The following is a 19,675-nucleotide window of genomic DNA, read 5'->3' as shown; positions in this document are numbered from 1 at the left end:
TGGTTCATTGAAATGACAAAAAAATTATTTATTAATCTTTCTCTGTTGATGTCTAAACCGACTGGTATTACTATTTATGCTGACAGTATTTTTCCTTACTTAAAAAATCTCAATCCTACATTATTAATAGCCCAAAATAATCACAACTTTAATTGCTATTTAGTCCCTAAAAATTTAACTCCAGAACAAGGAACTATCGGTCATTTTCGTAGATTATTATGGACACAGTTTAAGTTGCCAAAAATCTATAAAAAATTAGAAGGTTCATTATTATTTTCACCAGTTCCTGAAGCTCCATTGTACACTGATTGTCGCTCCGTCGTCATGGTGCATGATTTAATTCCATTGCGTTTTCCTAAAAAGAACTCCCCTCTAATACCTTATTTTAAAAATTATATTCCACAAGTTTTAAAAGAAGCTAAACATATTCTTTGTAATTCTCAAGCAACAGCGACAGATATTATTGATTTCTTTGGAATTTCTGCTAAAAAAATAACTCCTATTCTTCTTGCTTATAATTCAAATCATTTTCGTCCGTTAAAATTAACAAAAAAAATAAGCTCTAAAACTAGTCTTCCCTATTTCCTGTATTTAGGTCGTCATGATCTCCATAAAAATTTATCTCGTTTAATTAAAGCATTTGCAGGAGTTAAGAATCATCAAAATTATGAACTTTGGTTAGCGGGGCAAACAGATAAACGTTATACCCCAAAATTACAACAACAAGCAACAGAATTGGGAATAATAAATCAGATTAAATTTCTTGATTACATTCCCTATGATCAATTACCTATTCTATTAAATCAAGCATTAGCATTAGTATTTCCTTCCTTATGGGAAGGATTTGGGTTTCCGGTTTTAGAAGCAATGGGATGTGGAACACCTGTTATTACTTCTAACTTATCTTCTCTACCTGAACTTGCAGGAGATGCGGGATTATTAATTAATCCTTATCAGGTATCAGAAATGACGGATGCAATGGAACAAATTATCAATGATAATGGGTTACGATCACAGTTAAAAACCTTGAGTTTACAACAATCTAGTCGATTCAGTTGGCAAAAAACTGGGCATTCTACTTTAGAGGTTTTGAAAAGATTTCTTTGAAAACTAAATTGATGATTATCAATCATACCCTATCTGGGGTATTTGATTATATCAAATGATATTTTGATACAGAACTATATAATTTTAATTGTTTAAAAAATAAATTTATTGAAATATTGTTTTAATGGTGCTGTGAGTTTAGATACTAAAAAATTAGTAAATTTTTCTTTAAACAAGAAAGCACATTGTTCTATAAGAGAATTATTTTTACTTAACTAATAATGTTCTTGACTTTTTTAGTATTGAATATTCAACTTAAATCGCCAAGTTCAAAATTAGATTATATATCTAGTCCTCTATCAGCTGTATGGATAATACTAACTTGATAAATATGTACAAATTGCGTCCACTCCATTTGTTTGACATTCATATTTAGTAAAATTTTGGCTAATTCTTAATTTTTTTAGAAATTGAAATAATATTTTATACTGCCAGGTTAGTAAAAAAAGTTTAAAATGGACTATAAGTATTAATGTCATAATACTTGTCCATAAGACGCTTTATTCATATAATTTAATTTGACTATTTATTCTTTGCTTTAATCTTATTCATTTTCAATAAAAAAATATTTTTTATTAATTTAACCATTATATTTTTTTTTATTCTTGACTAGTATTTTAAGTTTTTAAGTTTCTCTCTTAAGGGTTTATTTTCAATAATTTAACTTATTATTAATTTATTTAATAATACTTAACCAATTTATTATTATTTATAATGTTGCTGTGGTATTATTTTTTATGAGATTTTTAGAGAGTTTTCTAAAGGCTATACTAATCTCTTTAACTTTGGTAAAAACTTATTTTTTAAGCCTATAGCTATTTTACTAACTCTTCAGATATTATTATTTTTATAATTTATGGACTCACCTCTTTATATAAATCTACTAACACTATACAATGACTTTTAAAAAAAAGCGGTTTTTTTAAAAAACTATCTCGATATCTTAGTTTTTTATCTGTAATTATTGAGCCATATCTTTGAGCCCTTTTTCTGTTTTCTATTTCCTCATTACATTAAGAATGTAACTATTTTAAATATATTTAATAATTTTGATCCTTTTTTGGTTTTTTAAAGTTAGCCTAACAATTCTCTAAATTTATTTGTTTTTTTGTTAAAAACAATATATCTATCTCAAGATAGATATATTTCTCTGTCCGAAATTAATTTTAAATAGTTAATTCATTGTTTAGATTAAGTTTTTTGGTGGTTAAGCCATAATAAACGCGAGTTATTGTTATTGTTAAGTTGATTATTTAAATGAATTAATCTGTTTATATCTAATTTTAAGGCTGATAATGGATGATAGTAAATTATTTTAAATTTAGAATACCTTTCATTAAAACAATTTAAATATTTGATGCCATAGATATAAATAAAGTATAAATATTGAATTTTATATAATTTATAATCATATTTTTTAGTTGGTCTATTATTAGTAATTAAACCTTGTCTTTATATTTTAAATTTTTATGTAACCGGTTCAGTACAACCTTTAATTTTTTACTTTTCTCCCCAAAAACACAGTATTTTTTTAAGTCTTGTGGAAACGTAGCTGATAATGTTATGATTTCTATAATCAGAGCAATAATTACTAATTACTAATTTATTTGTAAATTAGTAGTAAATACAACGTTTAATATTTTCTAAATTTTTTATTTTCTTTGTACTAGAAAATTTATAATTTCTTTTTAAGAAGACAAGTAATTTTTAAACATATAATTGTTTGTTTATTTTTAAACTCTTAAAGTTTCCCATAAGTACTAAATAGTTCACATAGAAACTTGGCGAATAAAAATCATGACCAAAAATTTATTTCTATGCTTTTTTGATAAAATTATTGAAGAATTCTTTCCAAGAATTTAACTAGTAGTTTTTCTAGCATTAACATCAATTCTCTAAAAAAACACATAAATTGGTCTATTTTTTCTCTAGTCCTGTTCATTATAAAGTGAATAATATTCAAAGTAACTCAAAAATTACAAACTTTACAAAAAAAGTTATCTTTTTTAAAAAAATTCTATCATCACTTTTTCTATATTTAACTTAAGCTGTCTTGCAAACGGATTATATCCCATCCTTTTTGGTGCAATAAAAGCCAAGATTGAATCAAATCAGGCCCTTGCAATTCACCCATTAAACCGGCTCTGAGGGAGCGCATAATGAACCCTTTTTTCACACTAAAATCTTTGGCAACTTGCTTTATAATTTCTTTAGCATTGTCCTCAGTTAATTGAGGATAATTAACTAAATTATCAACCACAGCTTGTATGATGTCTTTGACTCCCTCTTTTTGCAATTGCTCTAGAGCTTCCTTACTATAACTAAGTGTTTTTCCAAACAATGAACGGCTCTCTTTTACTACATCAGTTAACCTAGTTAAACTAGGTCTAATCAGGGCTGCTAACTCTTCTAACCAAAGACGATCACTTTTCAAATTAACTTCGTAACCCGCTTCTTGCCAATAGGGGAAAGCTAGCTCGACTAACTCTGAGGCTGGAACTTGATGGAGATACTGACTATTAATCCAATCTAGTTTATCCCAATCAAATTTTGCCCCCGCTTTATTTACCCTTTCTAAATTAAATTCTTTCGCTGCCTCACTCAGGGTGAAAATTTCCTTAGTGGAGTCAGGAGCAGTCCAACCCAAAAGCATTATATAATTAGCGAGAGCATCGGGTAAAAAGCCCATTTTACGGAAATCATCGATAGATGATGCTCCGTCGCGTTTAGACAGTTTTCGTCCCTCCTGATTTAAAATAAGGGGGGTGTGAGCAAAGTCTGGAACTGTTCCCTCTAAAGCTTCATAAAGTAAAATCTGTTTAGCAGTATTGGCGATGTGATCCTCTCCCCGAATGACATGGGTAATTTTCATGTCTAGGTCATCAACCACCACCGCTAGATTATATAGAGGTTGTCCAAAGGACTCTCCTTCGAGTTGAGGAACACGAGCGATTGCCATATCCCCGCCGAGATCACTTCCTTTCCAGATTACTTTATTCCGGATTAAATCATTCCAGACAATTTCACGGTTATCATCAATAATAAAACGGATAACTGGTTTTCTGCCTTCAGACTCGAATTTTTGACATTCTGCTTCAGTGAGATGACGATGGCGGTTATCATAGCGAGGGGCTTGATTTTTTGATTTTTGTTTCTCCCGCATTTCTTCTAATTCTTCGGGAGTACAGTAGCAACGATAAGCAAACCCCTTATCAAGTAAGGTTTGAATTCCTTGACGATAGAGATCAAGACGTTGAGTTTGTAAAAAGGGACCCTCATCCCAATTCAACCCTAGCCAAGTGAGTCCTGATTTAATATTTTCCGTATATTCTGGTCGTGATCGCTCAAGATCTGTATCTTCAATGCGTAAAATAAATTGCCCCCAGTGATGACGAGCAAATAACCAATTAAAAATGGCTGTCCTCGCAGTTCCAATGTGTAGGTTTCCAGTGGGACTTGGTGCAATACGAACTCTGGGTGTCACGAGATCTCTCCTAAGCCTGTGTTTGCTGCTTTAAACTCAACGCACAGCTCTTCATTTTAACATTTCCTGTCTTTAGAACAGCAGGGACTTTTGCTTATTTTTTCTTTAGCTAGACATAGTTTTTCCAGGTTACACTTCCGCCAAATCAAATCCATAAGTATTCTAGTTCGACACACATTAACTACCCGACAACAGGACGCATAGTTCTCGGAATATTTAATGGCTCGAACTAACTCACAATTAAACCTTTAATTACCTTTTATTCCGTCTAACTGGGTAGAGCTTCTCCATCAAAGAAAACGTCTTAAGGGGAGTTTATTAGCTATTGTCGAGTACAAAGTCTTAAAATTAATCTTCTAAAAAAAAACTCCATAAACACCTCATTCGCATCATTGCAGCATAATGGTAGCACACAAAGTCTTCCTAAAAGAACAAAGCTTCAACCACAAAACATTTGGCAACTTACCTTAAAAATCTCACTGAGAGTTTAATTTAAGGAACAATCAAAGTTTCTCCTGTTTTTCCTGTTCCCACCCACAGCAGTGACCTAGCTACATCTCTGAGGATTTTTTTGAATGGTTCAGGAGGACGATCACACTCAACGGCCATAGGTTTAAGTATAATTCCCTGAGTGCCAAAAACAATCTCCCCAATAACGCGAGCACGGTTCATGTGATTAGCGGAAGTAACTAGATAAACACTATCAATACCTTGTTTTTTGAAGGTATCCACTAGGGTTGTAAAGTTAGTTACAGTGTCCCGTGCCTGATAGTCGAGATAAAGTCGAGCACTCGAAATACCGGCTTCTCTAAAAATCCTTTTAGCATGGCTTTGAGGACTCCCAGAAGACACCCAAATGGGGAGATCGCGGTGTCGAGTAGCCAATTGAGCGGCAAAGTATTCGCGTTCTTCATGTCCTCCCAAAACAAAAATTGCTTCAGGTTGTACCATATAACTCTGTAATTCTTTACAACCGGCCCACAGACTAATACCTACCAGAGAAATTAGAGGTAACAATCTACACCTCCGACGAGATGAAAGGACTTTTACACGGTGTTTTTTGGGATTAGTTTTTAATAACATGAACACAATAATGGAACTATCGAACTAATTGGGATAGTCGTAAAGCATTCTAATGAAATACAAAGTTTTTTTAATTTTATACAACAGAAAATAAATTAGGGTCTACTTCAATCTTTTCCTTCGTGAGAAACGCTATTTAAAGTCATTAGACTTTCACAACAACTCACAGCAAAGTCAATCATAAGCCATAAACCATCGATGTTTGTGACCTCTATCTGACTTAAACCAAGAAGTTTATAGATTTAAGTACTCAGTTATGGATGAGGCTCAAAGCTAACATTATATTATGCTTTCTCTAGTTACCGTTTCATAGAGACTTGCTGACAGATTAACGGGACTGGCCGGATTTGAACCGGCGACCTAGCGCTTCAGATTGGTGTGAGTTTCCCCACTCTCTGGACTATTCCTTCACCCTAGACCTGATGTCCTTAGGTGGTGGCCGTTATGTTGTAGACATTATTAGCCCTACTGCCTTTGTTTCCCTTTGGCGAGCTACAACCAGTCTCTGCACCTTCTCTACCAGGGACGTAGAGCTTGGCTCAAGATTACCTTATCCTTAAGAAGACTTAGGCTTCCTTGAATTTGACCACATCCATCTATGGCGTTTCCGTCCATGATGCCCGATACTTCAGGAGGCGCTTGCTCTATCCTACTGAGCCACAGCCCCACGGGATAAACCCTTTTTGAATCATATCATTTGATTGAGTACATAAGTTAGGCGAGATTTAAAAACACTTTTGTTATTCTCAATATCTAAGTCAAAACACAACAAGGCTGACGATTATCCAACTCCGAAATGGTAACCGCCAATAGTTAAGACTACAATTTTCGTTCAAATATACCAAGGGGCAAGGCTAACTTCACTTTTAAACCTCAATTGAGAGAAAATTTTTAAGGTAAATAGGTAATAAGTAATCAGTCGAGCACAAAAACTGAACAGAACAGTCTCAAACACTTAAACATCTCTCAAATTGAATTTTGAGAGATGTTTAAGTGTTTGCCGTTAATCGTTTCAATCCAAGAACGCTTACGAAGTAAAATTCTATCAATTGGTTTCACTAACTTTTGTTTCATCTTCTGTTGATAACAAGTAATTATTTAAAATCATTGTTAATAAAGCTTTTCAAAGAATTTTTGAGCAATAATTATTAAGCATATTAAGATTGATATATTTATCATAAGTTATATAAATTAATATCTAAGGTTTATTTGTCGTTAATCATTTTAATTAATGATTTTGTACAATAGCTTTTACAAGGATGTAGCTGTTGTTATGTTATGAAATTCCCTAAACTTCAATCTCTCGTCATATTTATTTTCACGTAACTATAGTGAATAGAGTCCTAAAGTTTACTTTTCAAGGAATAGCTACAATCTTTACTAGAAGTGGTTTAAATCACTCTATCTCCCTAAATCAAGGATAAACCTTTCGATAATTGCCATCATCTAAATAGATGAGCTAATATGGAGTAAGATCAAAGTCGTATCGACTACGCTTTGATTGTTTTTTCTAGTGCATTTGTGTGCATCTACTCAATTTCTGGGAAAACACTAAAGTATAGTGAAAGACTTTGAAGCAGGTTTCAAGGAGCCATAACGTACCAATGCCCACTGCTAATGTCAACTCAAAAACGAAACAGCCTATGTACTCAGCAGATATGGTGCGGACTTATCTGCATGAGATTGGGCGGGTACCTCTGTTAACCCATGAGCAGGAGATTATATATGGGAAACAAGTACAAAGAATGATGTCTCTGTTGGAAATAAAAGAGCGACTTACTCAAAACTTAGGACAAGAACCAAGTCTTAAAGAATGGGCTAAAGCTGTCAACCTTAGCCAAGTAGACCTAAAGAAAACTATTGACCAGGGGAATCGGGTAAAGCGTAAAATGATTGAAGCTAACTTGCGTCTAGTGGTTGCCATTGCCAAGAAGTATCAAAAGCGCAACATGGAGTTTCTCGACCTTATCCAAGAAGGAAGTTTAGGATTGGAGCGAGGAGTTGAGAAATTCGATCCAACCAAAGGCTATAAGTTCTCTACCTACGCTTACTGGTGGATTCGTCAAGCAATTACTCGAGCAATCGCCCAACAGGCTCGCACTATTCGTCTGCCTATTCACATTACCGAAAAACTTAACAAAATCAAGAAAATCCAACGAGAACTATCTCAAAAATTAGGTCGCAATGCTACCCCTACCGAAATTGGTGAAGTTTTAAATCTAGAAGCTTCCCAAATTCGGGAGTGTTTAAGTATAGCGCGTCAACCTATTTCTCTAGATGTCAGAGTCGGGGATAATCAAGACACAGAACTTTTAGAACTTCTAGAAGATCAAGGTGTTTCTCCTGACAACTACATTACCCAAGAGTTACTACGCCAAGACTTGAGAAACTTAATGAAGGAATTAACTCCACAGCAACATATGATCCTTACTTTGCGCTTTGGGTTAGAGGATGGGAAAGAACTATCCCTAGCTAAAATTGGTAAAAAGCTCAATATTAGTCGTGAAAGAGTTCGTCAGTTAGAACATCAAGCCTTAGTCCACTTACGTAGGAGTAAAGCAAATGTTAAGGAATACTTGGCAGCTAGTTAAATCAATTCCTAGTCATTGGGTATTCTACAAACATCAGCTTAAATAGATTAAAGCGATCGTCTTCTCAACGATCGCATTTTTTACGTAAAGAAAATTATTTGATAACAATTAATTGTGTTGTTAATCAAAATCTTGTCCATTTGTTGATCATTTATTCATTTATTAAAACTTAAGAAAAAAGTTCTCCTATTTTAGAAAACTACTGCACAATGAAAATGGTAGTGGGGAAACTTTTTTGAGCTAGTTAACGTCAGCTCCCAGCAGTGTTTTGTGGGACAGTTAAATAATTGCTTTAAAAACAAGTTGAACCGAGCAGATGTTGTGTTTCTATCAATTCTGTTTTTTTTTGGAAAAATAGTTCAGTTGAGCATATTTGGAGACAACGAGTTCAACAGCATTATCTAATGGCACAAAGGATCGTCCCCAATGAGGACTTCCTCCCGGTTTTGACATTAGCTTAAATGAGTACATTTCTTGTAATTGATATCAGTTCATATGTTCAGGGAAATCAAATGTCTTTTGTTCCAACACTCTTATTTTCACTCACACATCTCCGATTGTTATCTATAGTACTTCTGAGTCTGCTCATTAGCTCAGGGACAATTAGTGATCATTTTGTATATGCAGCTGAAGAAAATTCATCTCATAGTCAAGAGAGTCCGTCCGAAGAAGTTTCCTTAACGCGAACTAGTGGCTTAGCTAACGGGGTTTATCTGTATGGGCGATCACCAGAACCAGAAACTATGGGACAAGAATATTTAGTCTTTAAAGTTCAAAAAGGGGAAGTTATTGGAGCATTCTATATGCCGAGATCAGAATTTAACTGTTTTTCAGGTAGTTTTGATAGTCGTCAAATAAATCTTTCTATTGTCGATCCTCACGATGGCATAAAATACAATTATGCCATCGGCTTACAAGTTGTCTCTCCAGTAGCCACCAACAGCAGACGAGCTTCAGAAATCACGTTAGAGGGATATCATCGTCTTAGTAATCTCAGTGACAACGACCAACGTATTCTAGATGCTTGTTTATCTTCAAATTGACTAAAATTCAATTCCCGGTTGAGCTTTAATCCCTTGTTCTTTGAAAGGATGCTTAATCAAGGTCATTTCCGTCACTAAGTCCGCTCTTTCTATTAATGGGGGTGGTGCACCTCGTCCTGTCAATATGACATGAGTGGTGTTCGGTTTTTGGGACAGTCCTTCTAAAACCGTATCTACATTGAGATAGCCCAATTTTAAGGCAACATTAATTTCATCGAGTAACACTAATCGATACTTTTTGTTACAAATAAAAGACAACCCTTTTTCCCAGGCAACTTGGACATTTTCGATATCTCGTTCTTGATCCTGGGTTTCCCATGTAAATCCTTCCCCCATAGCATAAAATTCCAGTCGTTCCCCCCACTGACTTAATACCTCTTTTTCTGCAGGTTCCCAAGCTCCTTTAATAAATTGGACGACAGCCACTCGGAACCCGTGGCCAAGGGATCTTATAACCATTCCTAAAGCGGCTGTGGTTTTGCCTTTTCCATTACCAGTATTAACAATAACAAGTCCTTTTTCATCAGACATCTTGGCCAGACGTTGTGCTTGTGCCTCCTTACGTCGCTGCATTTTTTTCTGATATTGTTCTGGAGAAAGATAGGTTTGATCAGCCATGGAAATCATTGTAATTAAAATCTGAGCTTTTGACACTCTGACCACTTGTACTTACACTACAACCGCCGGAGATTATTCCTGTCTAATCTTCTTGACTAAATAACGGTTTTCGTCGTTCGACTTTGCTGTTACTCTCTAGGACCGACCGACTCTTCACCATTATATTTTCTAAGAGGATGTCTGTTCTGAGCCTTCGTATCTCAGAACAGTCAGTCCTCCATCTCTCTGTTTGTTCTTTACAGACATGACTCTTCTCTATTGTCGTCTATGATAACCGTTCATGATAACTTGTTTTTATGTGAATACTACACAGTTCGAGCTCTTAGTTATTATTCAAAAGCCCAATTTTTCATGAACTTCTGTCAATTTTTTAAAACTTCTCAAACAGTTTTACGGGAATTATATTGCCAAAATTAAAATATAAACAGTTACAAATAAATATACTTTTAAAAAAAAGTAAAAAAAGTGCTCATCAATTACTACATGGCAGACTGCCTAAAGATTTAGCTAAAATAATTAGAATAACTAAAATCATCGAATTTAACTCACGAGCTAAAAATTTTATCCAAAATAAAAATAACAGTAAAAGTATTATGTCAAAATCTACAAAAATCCTAAATTGTATCAATCTATCAGAGAATATAATTAGGAAAATAGTTCCTAAATAGGTTATTCAAGGAATATAAAAATTATAGAATTTTCTGAAAAGTAGAATAAAAAAACTTGGTAAAGAATAGAAGATAAAATATTTTAAATAGTTCTCGTAACAAATAAACACTTCTAATTGTATCAAGCCTATAATATATAATTAGTATTAATATCTTAAAAATTTTATTCAAAAATTACTCTATTTTCCAAAGAAGAAATCAAAAAAGCAAACAAATATAAAAAATACTGCAAAGGTAAAGGAACAGATACGGCAATTGCTCTTGATAGTTACTAGGTAAGCACGATTAGTTTAGTTTAACTTTAACTAAACTAATAAGAAAAAAAATTATATCTATAGTTTTCTACTAACTTATAGTTTATAACTAAATCGAATAGAAGGGAAGGGCATTAAATAAGACTTACAAAATTGCTGAAAGTATGTTTTAAGATAAACCTGATTTAGTTATTTCGTCAAATAAGGTCTTGTTCAAAATAGATATTATATTTAATATAAACTAAAGCAATATGGATTTAACTTTAATTACTTAAATATAAAGATATAAAATAATTTACTTTTTTGACATTTATTGAAAGCTACTTGCGTAAAATCTATTGAGTTTTAATTTTTCAAATTTTTTATATTAGTTTACTATCTAATTACTTAAACTCTCACTCCGTTACTGCTAGTTTTCTCTCGGATACTTCAATACACAAGGGGCAAGTTTAGGGAACAAATTTTCAGAAAAGCCAACAAAATCTACAGAAATTAAAGGTTTAAGCGATCCCAAAGAAGACAAATAAAGCTTAGAATAATGCAGTGAAACATCTAGCCTATGAGGATTTGGGGGATTTCCCCAAACTAGCATTTCTCTAATTGGCTCCTTAGAAAAATTTCCCATGGCAAGATGTCACTGGAGAAATTTATCCTAAAAACCATCAAATTAAGAACAAAGGGAGATTCTCGTAATGAATAAAGGCGAATTAATTGACGCAGTAGCAGATAGAGCCGATGTCACCAAAAAACAGGCCGAGGCAGTTATCTCGGCTACCATTGATACCATCATGGAAGCAGTTTCCGGGGACGATAAAGTCACTCTTGTTGGTTTTGGCTCCTTTGAGGTGCGTGATCGCAAAGCTCGTGAAGGGCGTAACCCAAAAACGAACGAAAAAATGTTAATTCCTGCGACAAGGGTTCCGGCATTTTCTGCTGGGAAACTATTTAAGGAAAAAGTTGCACCCAAGTTATAAGTGTTATTCCGTTAGGATGAAACGGCCTATTCATGGAGGAAACTTAACCTGGGCAGCGAATGAAGCAGGCTGCCCAGTCACCTCTATTATAGATTTTTCTGCTAGTATTAATCCTTTAGGACCTCCCAACAGTGCGATCACCGCTCTTCAGCAGGGAGTAACCGCTGTTGCCCATTATCCTGATCCCCATTATCTTCGATTGCGATCAGCCTTAGGACAATTGCATAACATTTCACCTGATTGGATTTTTCCCGGTAATGGGGCAGCCGAATTATTAACCTGGGCAGGTCGGGAGTTAGCTAATCTAAAACTCACTTACTTAATAGTTCCCTGTTTTTGGGACTATTGGCGCGCTCTACAAGGATTTGGTGCTAAGGTAAAGTCTTGTTCCTTCTCTTGGGAAAGCAAAACTTGTTCTCTGAACTTAGACCCTGTTGACCCCCAATCAAGCGGAGTGATCATTAACAATCCCCATAATCCCACAGGGAAGTTGTTTCATAAGGATATTTTATTACCCTTACTTGAAAAATTTGCTTTAGTGGTGGTTGATGAGGCCTTTATGGACTTTTTACCGCCTCATGAGCAACAAAGCCTAATTCCGATGGTGGGCGATTATCCAAATTTGGTGATTGTACGATCACTCACCAAATTTTATAGTATTCCTGGACTTCGATTAGGATACGCAATCGCCCATCCTCATCGTCTTCAACGATGGCAATTATGGCGAGATCCTTGGTCTGTTAATAACTTAGCGGCAGCCGTGGGAGAGGCAGTAATCAATGATCATGAGTTTCAACAGCAAACTTGGTCTTGGTTAGTTGCTAGCAAAAAAGGTTTATTGAGAGGATTATTAAACCTCAAGGGATTGCAAGCCTTCCCCAGTGCTGCTAATTTTTTGTTAGTGAAAACTCAAGTTCCTAGTTCCCAGGTACAACAGAAATTGTTAAAAAAATATCGGATTTTGATCCGTGATTGTCTAAATTTCTCTGGATTAGGTGACAGCTATTTTCGGGTAGCAGTGAGAACCGATGCTGAAAACCAACAATTAATAAAAGCTTTGGCTGAAGTGCAATCAAGTTGAATACAACACAGCGGGAATAGCCGAGTAAACTTCAGGAAACAGAGAACTAACGATTTAGGAATAGGGGTTCGTAGTAAGGTCAAGAAAGTGTTAAATTTGTTAAACAAAATAAGCTCACTATCCCTAATCCCAACCACAAAAGAAAACAAATCTGAGTTAATTGTAAAGCTTGATAGATAATTGTTGGGGTGATCGGATTTAGGGAATCTCCTAATAATGGCTTGTGTTCTAATTTGCTTTGGTAAGTATTGGTCCCCCCTAATTGAACTCCTAAAATAGCTGCGTAAATACACTCACTCCAACCAGAATTGGGACTGGGATCGTTGGGAGCATCCCGACGACAAATTGATAATACAGCTAGGGGTTTTCCTGATATTAAGGCTAGGGTTAATACGGTCAAACGACAGGGAAACCAAGTTAAATAATCCTCCAACTTTGCACTAAACCAGCCTAGATCTTTAAAGGGATCTTTTTGATAACCAATCATTGAATCAAGGGTACTAACTGCTTTATAACTTAAGGCAAAAGGGACCAATCCAATTCCTGGAAAAAATGCCCCAACGATTGCATAAAATAACGGGCTTGTTACCCCATCGACAGCATTTTCTGAGACCGTTTCTAGGACAGCGCGTAGGATTTCTTCTTCTGAGAGATTATCTGTATCCCTTCCTACATATTGACTAAGTTGAGTACGCGTAACTACGATATTTCCTTTGACTAAAGAAGAAAGAACTGCTTCAGCTGCAAACCATAAACTTCTGGTTGCAAAACAACTTGCTAGGAGAATGCTTTGGACTACAATTCCTAGTAAAAAATGAATATTTTTAGCCAGGTGAACGATTATCCAACTAGTAGTTCCACTACTAAGAATTATCCCTAACCCTAGGATAATTCCGCACCAGCGACGTTGCCATTTTCTTTGACAAGTGATGATTGCAACTCTACTTAACCTTGAGATAGCACATCCTATCCCTTGTACGGGATGCCACCACTCCTCAGGATCGCCTATTCCATAATCAATTATGGCAGCTATCCCTAAAATAATTGCTTCTAGATTTGTCTTCATAATCTGATTATTTTTTAGTTAAAATTATTTTTTTAGTGAGGTTATTAAAGTTTATAGTTTTATTAAATTTTTTATCTAAATTATTTTCACTAAATCGTTTATAAAAAAACTTGATTTATCAATATTTTTTCTTGATTAAAATTATTTGATTTTAATCAAGAAAAATACTACTTAATAGTGACACATAAGCTTAGCAGACAAAAATAACATCAAGTTTTATAGTGACTTAATTGGTTTTTAGATATTAAGTATTAGTCTCTTATACCACAAAACTTGTTGCTTCTCCTTGAGAAGCTTGCCAACTGCGAGCATCATAATAAAGATCAGCAAGAGTAATCTTGTAAAGTGCCTCTTTAAGTTTCTCATGAAGCCGCTTCCATAAACTAAATGCAACCCAATCTGATCCCTGAGTAAGATCGGGCTGATAACCTGACAAAGGTTGGTTTTTTTCTTCAACTGCATCCAGAATTTGTCCTAGGGAAATTTGATTAGGTTGACAGGCCAATTGATAGCCTCCTTGAGAACCACGTACTGACTTAACTAGCCCAGAATGACGCATTTCAATTAGTAATTTTTCTAAGTAAGGAGCTGGTAAATCTTGTCGTCTTGCTATCGCTTTTACTGAAGTTGGACCATAGTTAGGCTGTAAGCTAAGATCCAGCAAAGCTTTAACGCTATAATGACCGCGAGTTGTTAACTTCATTTGGTTAGTTTGTTACCTTAGTTTTGAGTAGACTATAAGGCACTGTTAAAGGGTGTGTTGTTGATTTTATAACACGTTATTCTCAACAAAAACCCTGAGACTCAAATATTTGTAAATTCTGTAGATGATTCTTATTTAAAGATCGAGAGCAATAGATTATTATTGATCTGGTCAGATGGTAGATAAAGTTTACTTGTTGTGTGTAAAATAGAGGGGGAGATAGTTAGCAATCGTGGCACTTTTTGAGTTGCTCGGTGTCATCTTAGATCTCTAATCTGTCAACCATATTATTCATTTAGTTACTGTTTAAGTTAATGAGTCAAGATACACCCCTGACCGGTACAGCATTAGTCGAAAAAGTTAAAGCGCTAGGTAACCTCGGTAAAGAAGAAAAAGCTAGAGCTTGTGGCTACTATACCCAAACTAAAAATGGTATAGAACGAGTCAACATGATGAAATTTCTTAACGCCTTAATTGACGCGGAAGGAATTGAATTAGATAGCTCTTCGGAAGGGCAGGGAAGAGGCGGACGTTCAGCTAGTTATAGAATTAGTGTGCAATCCAATGGTAATCTTTTGATTGGTTCAGCTTACACAAAAAAAATGGGTCTACAACCAGGGGACGAATTCGAAATTACCTTAGGGCGGAAGCATATCCATCTCAGACAACTTGGTGAACTTGATGATTATGAGGAATAAAATTAATGTTAATCCATTCAGTTTTTCTAGACTTAGCCAAATAAAAAATAGCGTCGTTTAGAGGCTAAACTAAACAACGCTTACTACTTCAATCAAGGTAACAACATCAAACCGTGGCTTGCAGTTCTTGGAAGGACAGCAGGCCCCTTACTCTTATTTTATTAGTAAATGAGTCACTTCGTCTCGTTTTGAAAAAAAAGATCACTATTGAAGATATCTAGAGAATTTGAACAAACAGCTGATTCAAGCCCTTAGCGACTTAGAGAGTATTTAAAAGTTCGTGTAATCTCTTCATCTACGGTTTCTGCTTTAGGATTAGGAGAGCAAACTGTTAATTATTCAAGATTAGCCTAGATTTCGACAAGCTATTTGTTAATCTTAGGAAGAAGATGGTTATAAAGAAGAGTCTCAAGAGGAGGTAATGTCATAATGAAGTCACTCATCTAGAAATTCGATAAGTCCACTAATTCAGTCTGTCAGTAGTCAAGCCACTTTATTATTCCTTATTTAAGAAGTAGGTTGTTAAGGAAAGACTGCAGTAAAAGAAAAAATTTGATTTCCTCTAAAGAGACTAATAGCGATCGCCAAGATTATACATACTACAAAAGTTAATCCTAAAATAAACAGAACGAAAATTTCTCCGGCTGACAAAGGACGATTACTTGAATCAAAATAAGCTGAATTTCGCCATGGAGAAGTTCCTAAAACCTTTTGTTTGGGACTCTCATCGAGAGTTTGAATCACATTCTGACGAGAATAACCAATTTGCAGATCGTAGAGTGATCGTTTTTCAGGATTACTTAGAGTTCCATAGGCTTCGTTAAGCTTTTGGAATTGCTTTGTAGCTACTTCTGGGGGTAAGTCCGTGGTATCCGGATGGTAACGTTTACTCAACTCCCGATAAGCCCTCCGAATTTCGACGGCAGAAGCAGACGGATAAAGTCCTAAAATAGCATAGTAGCTATTGGCAAACTTTGTCTGTATGGAAATTTTTCGATAGGTTGATTGTGCTGTAGTTGGCTGCTGAGTCACAAGATTTCTTAGAATATTTTTTGTGACTTTATTTTAACTAAACATAAAAATGAAGGTTTTTAATAACCATGGCGTTTATCACGACTAATAGGAAATTGCTGGTGGAACAATCAGATTAAAATCTGTTTCATCCTTGTCATAACTATGGAAGTAAGTAATTTTAGGAACCAGGGAAATCTCTACAGCTTGGGTAAATATCGATTATGATTTTTTGGCGGCAATATTTTTGTTGTCTATGCAGGGAACAGTTCTCTGGATCCAACAAGATTAAGCTTAACTGATAGTTTGAAACGGTAAATGCCCACAGTTTTAATTTTTTGTCTTGATGACAATCAAGATTGTGAGCAATTTGCCATTATTGTTTCTCGAATGCAGCAATTTTATAACAGGGTTGTTAATATCTCATCTAATCAATGTCGATCCCATTCTTCCTAAAGAGGATTTTTCTTCTCAAGAACCAGGGTTCTCTTATTATGGTAGAATCCTTAAAACTGTGATTGTTAACCAACAAGGGGAGGTTATCTTTGACGGTGGAGTACAGATTGCATATAAAGCCGTTGATGATGTGTTACGAGAGACTTTTGATTTATTGCCTCGTTTTGAGTCAGAAGAATTGAAACGATGGACTTTTAATAATGATGAGTTCAATGTAAAATTAGTATAACGATGGATTTTACTTAGGAAAAGTCAATCAAATTGACCTCTTCGTCAATTGTTTATCTCCTGTCAAGAATTTGAGTCAACCATTAAGATCTTTTCGCCGCACTTTCCCAATAAATTTAGGCAACGTTTTAATATCGATAACTTCCAGAGTCTTCATATCATAAGTCGTATAATCGGTAGTCTGAGAATTTAGATCAATATCAACTACTGTTAAAGTTTTGCTGGGAATAATATTACTGTTTAGTAACTTCCTGGGACCTGCTCCCAACACACCGATATGAAGTAATTCTAATCGGTCTTTTTTTCCTGGATAATAGGCGTGATGATGTCCACTAATATAAGTATGAACTTTATAGCGTTCTAACACTAACTGTAATGTTTCCCCCTCACTTAAAAAATTTCCTACATTATTCCGTCCTACGGCTATAGGATAAAGAGGGAGATGACCAATAACCAGTCTTAATCTTGCTTTTTGCGCTGTGGAACTTGCTAAACTTTTTTTTATCCAGGTTAACTGTTCAGAGGAGATAATATGGGTGGAAGCATCCAAAACTAGATAGAAAATATCATTTTGAATAAAACTGTAATAAAAAGGAAAATTAACCCGATCAATAAAGTTTAATCCTGGATTATGGGTCGGTTTATTCCAATAATTTGAAGCTAATTCTCTTTCAAATGCAAAAGTATATCTTCCTTGATAAATTGCTCCTGATCCATCATGGTTACCCATGGTAAACCCAAAGGGAATCTTAAAATGACGTAAAGGGCCACTGATATTAGTATCAAAAGCTGACCACATGGCTTGAATTTGGTTTGTGGTAAGGGATCTTTTTTGTCCAGCAATCATATCCCCCCCGCACAATACTAAGTTAGGTTTCCACCCTGGAATAAGAGTGATTGCTTGTTTAACTTCTGATTCATAAATGGTAGACCCATATTGACTATTAAGATCGCTAATAACAACAATTCTGGTGTTTCCTCGTACAGGAGCAAATAATCCTGGGGGGGCAACGGCCAAAGGGTAAGAAATAGGGGAATTTTTGGATTTTTGAATGGGGGTAGATGGAAGTTGAAAGTTTGTATTCTCACTTCTCAATCCTGGATGCGTTGAAGTAGCAATTCTTAACCCACATAAACTTCCACTGGCAATCAAGAATTGACGGCGATTTAAATTCATAATTCCAGTCTAAATAAAACGCCAATAACTATTGATTACTAACTTAATATCATATTTTCTCTTTTTTTCAAAAAAAATCAATAAGAGGATATTCATAAAGTAAATACTAAAAGCAATGGAAGTATTCTCGCTAGTGAGTAACAGTAATTTGTTATATCAATCATTATAAGCAGAAGTATTAAATGTTAAGAACAGAAGACAAAAAAATCTTAATTTATTAAATCTGAGAGAGAAAATTTTGAAAAAAACAAACTTTTAACTACATTAATTTTCACGAAGTTTATTAAAAAAACTTATTCAAGAATTATCAGAAAGTAATTATTGTATTATCAATCTCCTATAAAATCAGCAAAGTAAGAGATTGTTACAATCTAAAAACTCTTTAAAAGGAAAATAAAAAATTTAAGCATAAAAAAAACTAATAAATCGAAGATTGTTTCTTTAAAAAGAGATTGTGTTAACTATAAAGAGTAAGTTTTTTTATCAGAAGAAATACAGATTTATTTTGTACAAATACATTGTGATAAATGGTAAATAGTTACTTAATTCTAAAAATTAGTCTTTCTTTTTAAGAATCAACAGCAATATGTAGTTATTTGTTTTAGAAAACAGGAAATATTCAATTAAGAAAGAAAAAATAAGTAAAGAGATGAATTAAAATAGTTTTTTAAAGTTTCTAAAAAGCTATTTTTAGACACCGGCATGCCTAAAAAACTAGCCAAAATAATTAAAAGTTAACTTATATCTAATTTTTAAAAAAAGAATAAAAGCAAAAATATCATCTTTAATACAGGAGGAAAGAAAGATAAATAAATTTTATATTAGGTCAATTTATTGTTTTTAACAAAATACAATTTTTAAATAAATTATTTAAAAATTATTTAAGCAGAAAAAATATCTAATTACCCAATAAGTAAAAAAATAACTAAATATAATAGAAGTATACGAACTTAATAAAAACTTTTATCACTTTAAATAAAAAATTAACTTAATTATAAAAAATTTTATAAAAATTTTAAATAGAGAGGAAAATACTATAAACATGAAGGAATAGATACGGTAATTATTATTGATAATAATTTAGTGCATACAAGTAGTTTAGTTAAAGCAAAACAGAAATAATGGAAACAAAAAAATTATACTTATTTTTTCTACTAATTTGTATTTCAGAACGAAGTATAACAGAAAGAGGATTTAATTAAATAAAAACTTATGCAACTACCGAAAGGGTTTTAAAGATTAATATGATTTAGATTTTGTTTTTTTAAGGCTATTTACTCAGAGGCTAGAGTTATAAATTTTTATGATATAAAAAAAAGAGAAAAATATAGACAGAAAAATATAGACTAGTCTCTAACTTTCAGAAGCTGAAATAAATCAAGGAAAAACAGTATATACGCCACGTATTGTTAAATATTACTGGTAAATGCGCA

Annotated in this window: 18 protein-coding genes and 1 pseudogene; 8 read left to right on the top strand and 11 right to left on the bottom strand. The window is 34.0% G+C overall.

Features of this window, described 5'->3' with window-relative positions; genetic code table 11:
* Positions 1–12 precede the first annotated feature (12 nt).
* Positions 13–1,107: a glycosyltransferase family 4 protein gene (locus tag RGRSB_RS03875; protein ID WP_119259921.1), complete on the top strand. Its 1,095-nt coding sequence runs from the start codon at positions 13–15 to the stop codon at positions 1,105–1,107.
* 2,038 nt (positions 1,108–3,145) lie between these two features.
* Here the strand turns inward: RGRSB_RS03875 and gltX are convergent.
* Both gltX and RGRSB_RS03865 read right to left on the bottom strand, forming a co-directional pair.
* Positions 3,146–4,591 (bottom strand): glutamate--tRNA ligase, encoded by a 1,446-nt coding sequence (gene gltX, locus RGRSB_RS03870; RefSeq protein WP_119259920.1) that lies wholly within the window; start codon positions 4,589–4,591, stop codon positions 3,146–3,148.
* A gap of 492 nt (positions 4,592–5,083) precedes the next feature.
* A complete protein-coding gene (locus tag RGRSB_RS03865; protein ID WP_119259919.1) occupies positions 5,084–5,674 on the bottom strand; it encodes a YdcF family protein in 591 nt (196 codons plus the stop codon).
* A gap of 347 nt (positions 5,675–6,021) precedes the next feature.
* On the opposite strand from RGRSB_RS03865, the gene RGRSB_RS09875 reads away from it, so the two are divergent.
* Complete coding sequence (locus tag RGRSB_RS09875) at positions 6,022–6,234, top strand: hypothetical protein (RefSeq protein ID WP_145961883.1); 213 nt, start codon at positions 6,022–6,024, stop codon at positions 6,232–6,234.
* Here the strand turns inward: RGRSB_RS09875 and RGRSB_RS10030 are convergent.
* Both RGRSB_RS10030 and RGRSB_RS11060 read right to left on the bottom strand, forming a co-directional pair.
* Complete coding sequence (locus RGRSB_RS10030) at positions 6,191–6,343, bottom strand: hypothetical protein (RefSeq protein WP_172582028.1); 153 nt, start codon at positions 6,341–6,343, stop codon at positions 6,191–6,193. The two genes, RGRSB_RS09875 and RGRSB_RS10030, sit on opposite strands and share 44 nt — an antisense overlap.
* A gap of 309 nt (positions 6,344–6,652) precedes the next feature.
* Positions 6,653–6,772, bottom strand: a pseudogene (locus tag RGRSB_RS11060) (transposase); the annotation flags it as partial.
* A 506-nt stretch (positions 6,773–7,278) separates the two neighbouring features.
* Here RGRSB_RS11060 and RGRSB_RS03855 point away from each other — a divergent pair.
* Complete coding sequence (locus tag RGRSB_RS03855) at positions 7,279–8,265, top strand: RNA polymerase sigma factor, RpoD/SigA family (protein WP_119259917.1); 987 nt, start codon at positions 7,279–7,281, stop codon at positions 8,263–8,265.
* A 330-nt stretch (positions 8,266–8,595) separates the two neighbouring features.
* On the opposite strand, the gene RGRSB_RS10715 is transcribed toward RGRSB_RS03855, so the two are convergent.
* A complete protein-coding gene (locus tag RGRSB_RS10715) occupies positions 8,596–8,718 on the bottom strand; it encodes a hypothetical protein (protein WP_269460799.1) in 123 nt (40 codons plus the stop codon).
* A 104-nt stretch (positions 8,719–8,822) separates the two neighbouring features.
* Between RGRSB_RS10715 and RGRSB_RS03850 the strand changes: the two genes are divergently transcribed.
* Positions 8,823–9,308 (top strand): hypothetical protein, encoded by a 486-nt coding sequence (locus RGRSB_RS03850; RefSeq protein WP_232014575.1) that lies wholly within the window; start codon positions 8,823–8,825, stop codon positions 9,306–9,308.
* On the opposite strand, the gene cobO is transcribed toward RGRSB_RS03850, so the two are convergent.
* On the bottom strand, positions 9,309–9,926 hold the full coding sequence (gene cobO / locus RGRSB_RS03845) for a cob(I)yrinic acid a,c-diamide adenosyltransferase (protein WP_119260947.1): 618 nt from the start codon (positions 9,924–9,926) through the stop codon (positions 9,309–9,311).
* A gap of 1,331 nt (positions 9,927–11,257) precedes the next feature.
* Entirely contained in the window at positions 11,258–11,473 is a 216-nt protein-coding gene (locus tag RGRSB_RS03835) for a hypothetical protein (RefSeq protein WP_119259914.1), read from the bottom strand.
* A 67-nt stretch (positions 11,474–11,540) separates the two neighbouring features.
* On the opposite strand from RGRSB_RS03835, the gene RGRSB_RS03830 reads away from it, so the two are divergent.
* On the top strand, positions 11,541–11,822 hold the full coding sequence (locus RGRSB_RS03830) for an HU family DNA-binding protein (protein WP_119259913.1): 282 nt from the start codon (positions 11,541–11,543) through the stop codon (positions 11,820–11,822).
* A gap of 16 nt (positions 11,823–11,838) precedes the next feature.
* Positions 11,839–12,903, top strand: a complete 1,065-nt coding sequence (gene cobD, locus RGRSB_RS03825) for a threonine-phosphate decarboxylase CobD (protein WP_119259912.1) — start codon at positions 11,839–11,841, stop codon at positions 12,901–12,903.
* A gap of 79 nt (positions 12,904–12,982) precedes the next feature.
* Here cobD and cbiB read toward each other — a convergent pair whose 3' ends face one another.
* Both cbiB and RGRSB_RS03815 read right to left on the bottom strand, forming a co-directional pair.
* On the bottom strand, positions 12,983–13,969 hold the full coding sequence (cbiB, locus tag RGRSB_RS03820; RefSeq protein WP_119259911.1) for an adenosylcobinamide-phosphate synthase CbiB: 987 nt from the start codon (positions 13,967–13,969) through the stop codon (positions 12,983–12,985).
* Positions 13,970–14,228: 259 nt separating this feature from the next.
* Entirely contained in the window at positions 14,229–14,672 is a 444-nt protein-coding gene (locus tag RGRSB_RS03815; RefSeq protein WP_119259910.1) for an Rrf2 family transcriptional regulator, read from the bottom strand.
* A gap of 314 nt (positions 14,673–14,986) precedes the next feature.
* Between RGRSB_RS03815 and RGRSB_RS03810 the strand changes: the two genes are divergently transcribed.
* Entirely contained in the window at positions 14,987–15,370 is a 384-nt protein-coding gene (locus tag RGRSB_RS03810) for an AbrB family transcriptional regulator (RefSeq protein WP_119259909.1), read from the top strand.
* A 522-nt stretch (positions 15,371–15,892) separates the two neighbouring features.
* On the opposite strand, the gene RGRSB_RS03805 is transcribed toward RGRSB_RS03810, so the two are convergent.
* Positions 15,893–16,402 (bottom strand): J domain-containing protein, encoded by a 510-nt coding sequence (locus tag RGRSB_RS03805; RefSeq protein ID WP_119259908.1) that lies wholly within the window; start codon positions 16,400–16,402, stop codon positions 15,893–15,895.
* 340 nt (positions 16,403–16,742) lie between these two features.
* On the opposite strand from RGRSB_RS03805, the gene RGRSB_RS10485 reads away from it, so the two are divergent.
* The gene (locus RGRSB_RS10485) at positions 16,743–17,066 is read left to right on the top strand and encodes a hypothetical protein (RefSeq protein WP_232014574.1); all 324 of its coding nucleotides are present in this window, start codon (positions 16,743–16,745) and stop codon (positions 17,064–17,066) included.
* Between the two features lie 75 nt (positions 17,067–17,141).
* On the opposite strand, the gene RGRSB_RS03795 is transcribed toward RGRSB_RS10485, so the two are convergent.
* Positions 17,142–18,242 carry a metallophosphoesterase family protein gene (locus RGRSB_RS03795; RefSeq protein WP_119259907.1) on the bottom strand — a complete coding sequence of 367 codons (1,101 nt, stop codon included), beginning with the start codon at positions 18,240–18,242 and terminating at the stop codon, positions 17,142–17,144.
* Between the last annotated feature and the right edge of the window lie 1,433 nt (positions 18,243–19,675).

This window comes from cyanobacterium endosymbiont of Rhopalodia gibberula, from assembly GCF_003574135.1.
In the GTDB taxonomy this organism is placed as follows: domain Bacteria; phylum Cyanobacteriota; class Cyanobacteriia; order Cyanobacteriales; family Microcystaceae; genus Rippkaea.
Note: the sequence above shows the minus strand (reverse complement) of the source record. Positions and strands in the feature narration are given on the sequence as shown.

Bases quoted from the DNA above. Each gene is read 5' to 3' on its own strand.
- RGRSB_RS03835 (WP_119259914.1), bottom strand. From the start codon at position 11,473: ATGGGAAATTTTTCTAAGGAGCCAATTAGAGAAATGCTAGTTTGGGGA.
- RGRSB_RS10715 (WP_269460799.1), bottom strand. From the start codon at position 8,718: ATGTCAAAACCGGGAGGAAGTCCTCATTGGGGACGATCCTTTGTGCCA.
- RGRSB_RS03875 (WP_119259921.1), top strand. From the start codon at position 13: ATGACAAAAAAATTATTTATTAATCTTTCTCTGTTGATGTCTAAACCG.
- RGRSB_RS03830 (WP_119259913.1), top strand. From the start codon at position 11,541: ATGAATAAAGGCGAATTAATTGACGCAGTAGCAGATAGAGCCGATGTC.
- cbiB (WP_119259911.1), bottom strand. From the start codon at position 13,969: ATGAAGACAAATCTAGAAGCAATTATTTTAGGGATAGCTGCCATAATT.
- RGRSB_RS03795 (WP_119259907.1), bottom strand. From the start codon at position 18,242: ATGAATTTAAATCGCCGTCAATTCTTGATTGCCAGTGGAAGTTTATGT.
- cobD (WP_119259912.1), top strand. From the start codon at position 11,839: ATGAAACGGCCTATTCATGGAGGAAACTTAACCTGGGCAGCGAATGAA.
- RGRSB_RS03855 (WP_119259917.1), top strand. From the start codon at position 7,279: ATGCCCACTGCTAATGTCAACTCAAAAACGAAACAGCCTATGTACTCA.
- cobO (WP_119260947.1), bottom strand. From the start codon at position 9,926: ATGGCTGATCAAACCTATCTTTCTCCAGAACAATATCAGAAAAAAATG.
- RGRSB_RS03865 (WP_119259919.1), bottom strand. From the start codon at position 5,674: ATGTTATTAAAAACTAATCCCAAAAAACACCGTGTAAAAGTCCTTTCA.
- RGRSB_RS03815 (WP_119259910.1), bottom strand. From the start codon at position 14,672: ATGAAGTTAACAACTCGCGGTCATTATAGCGTTAAAGCTTTGCTGGAT.
- RGRSB_RS03810 (WP_119259909.1), top strand. From the start codon at position 14,987: ATGAGTCAAGATACACCCCTGACCGGTACAGCATTAGTCGAAAAAGTT.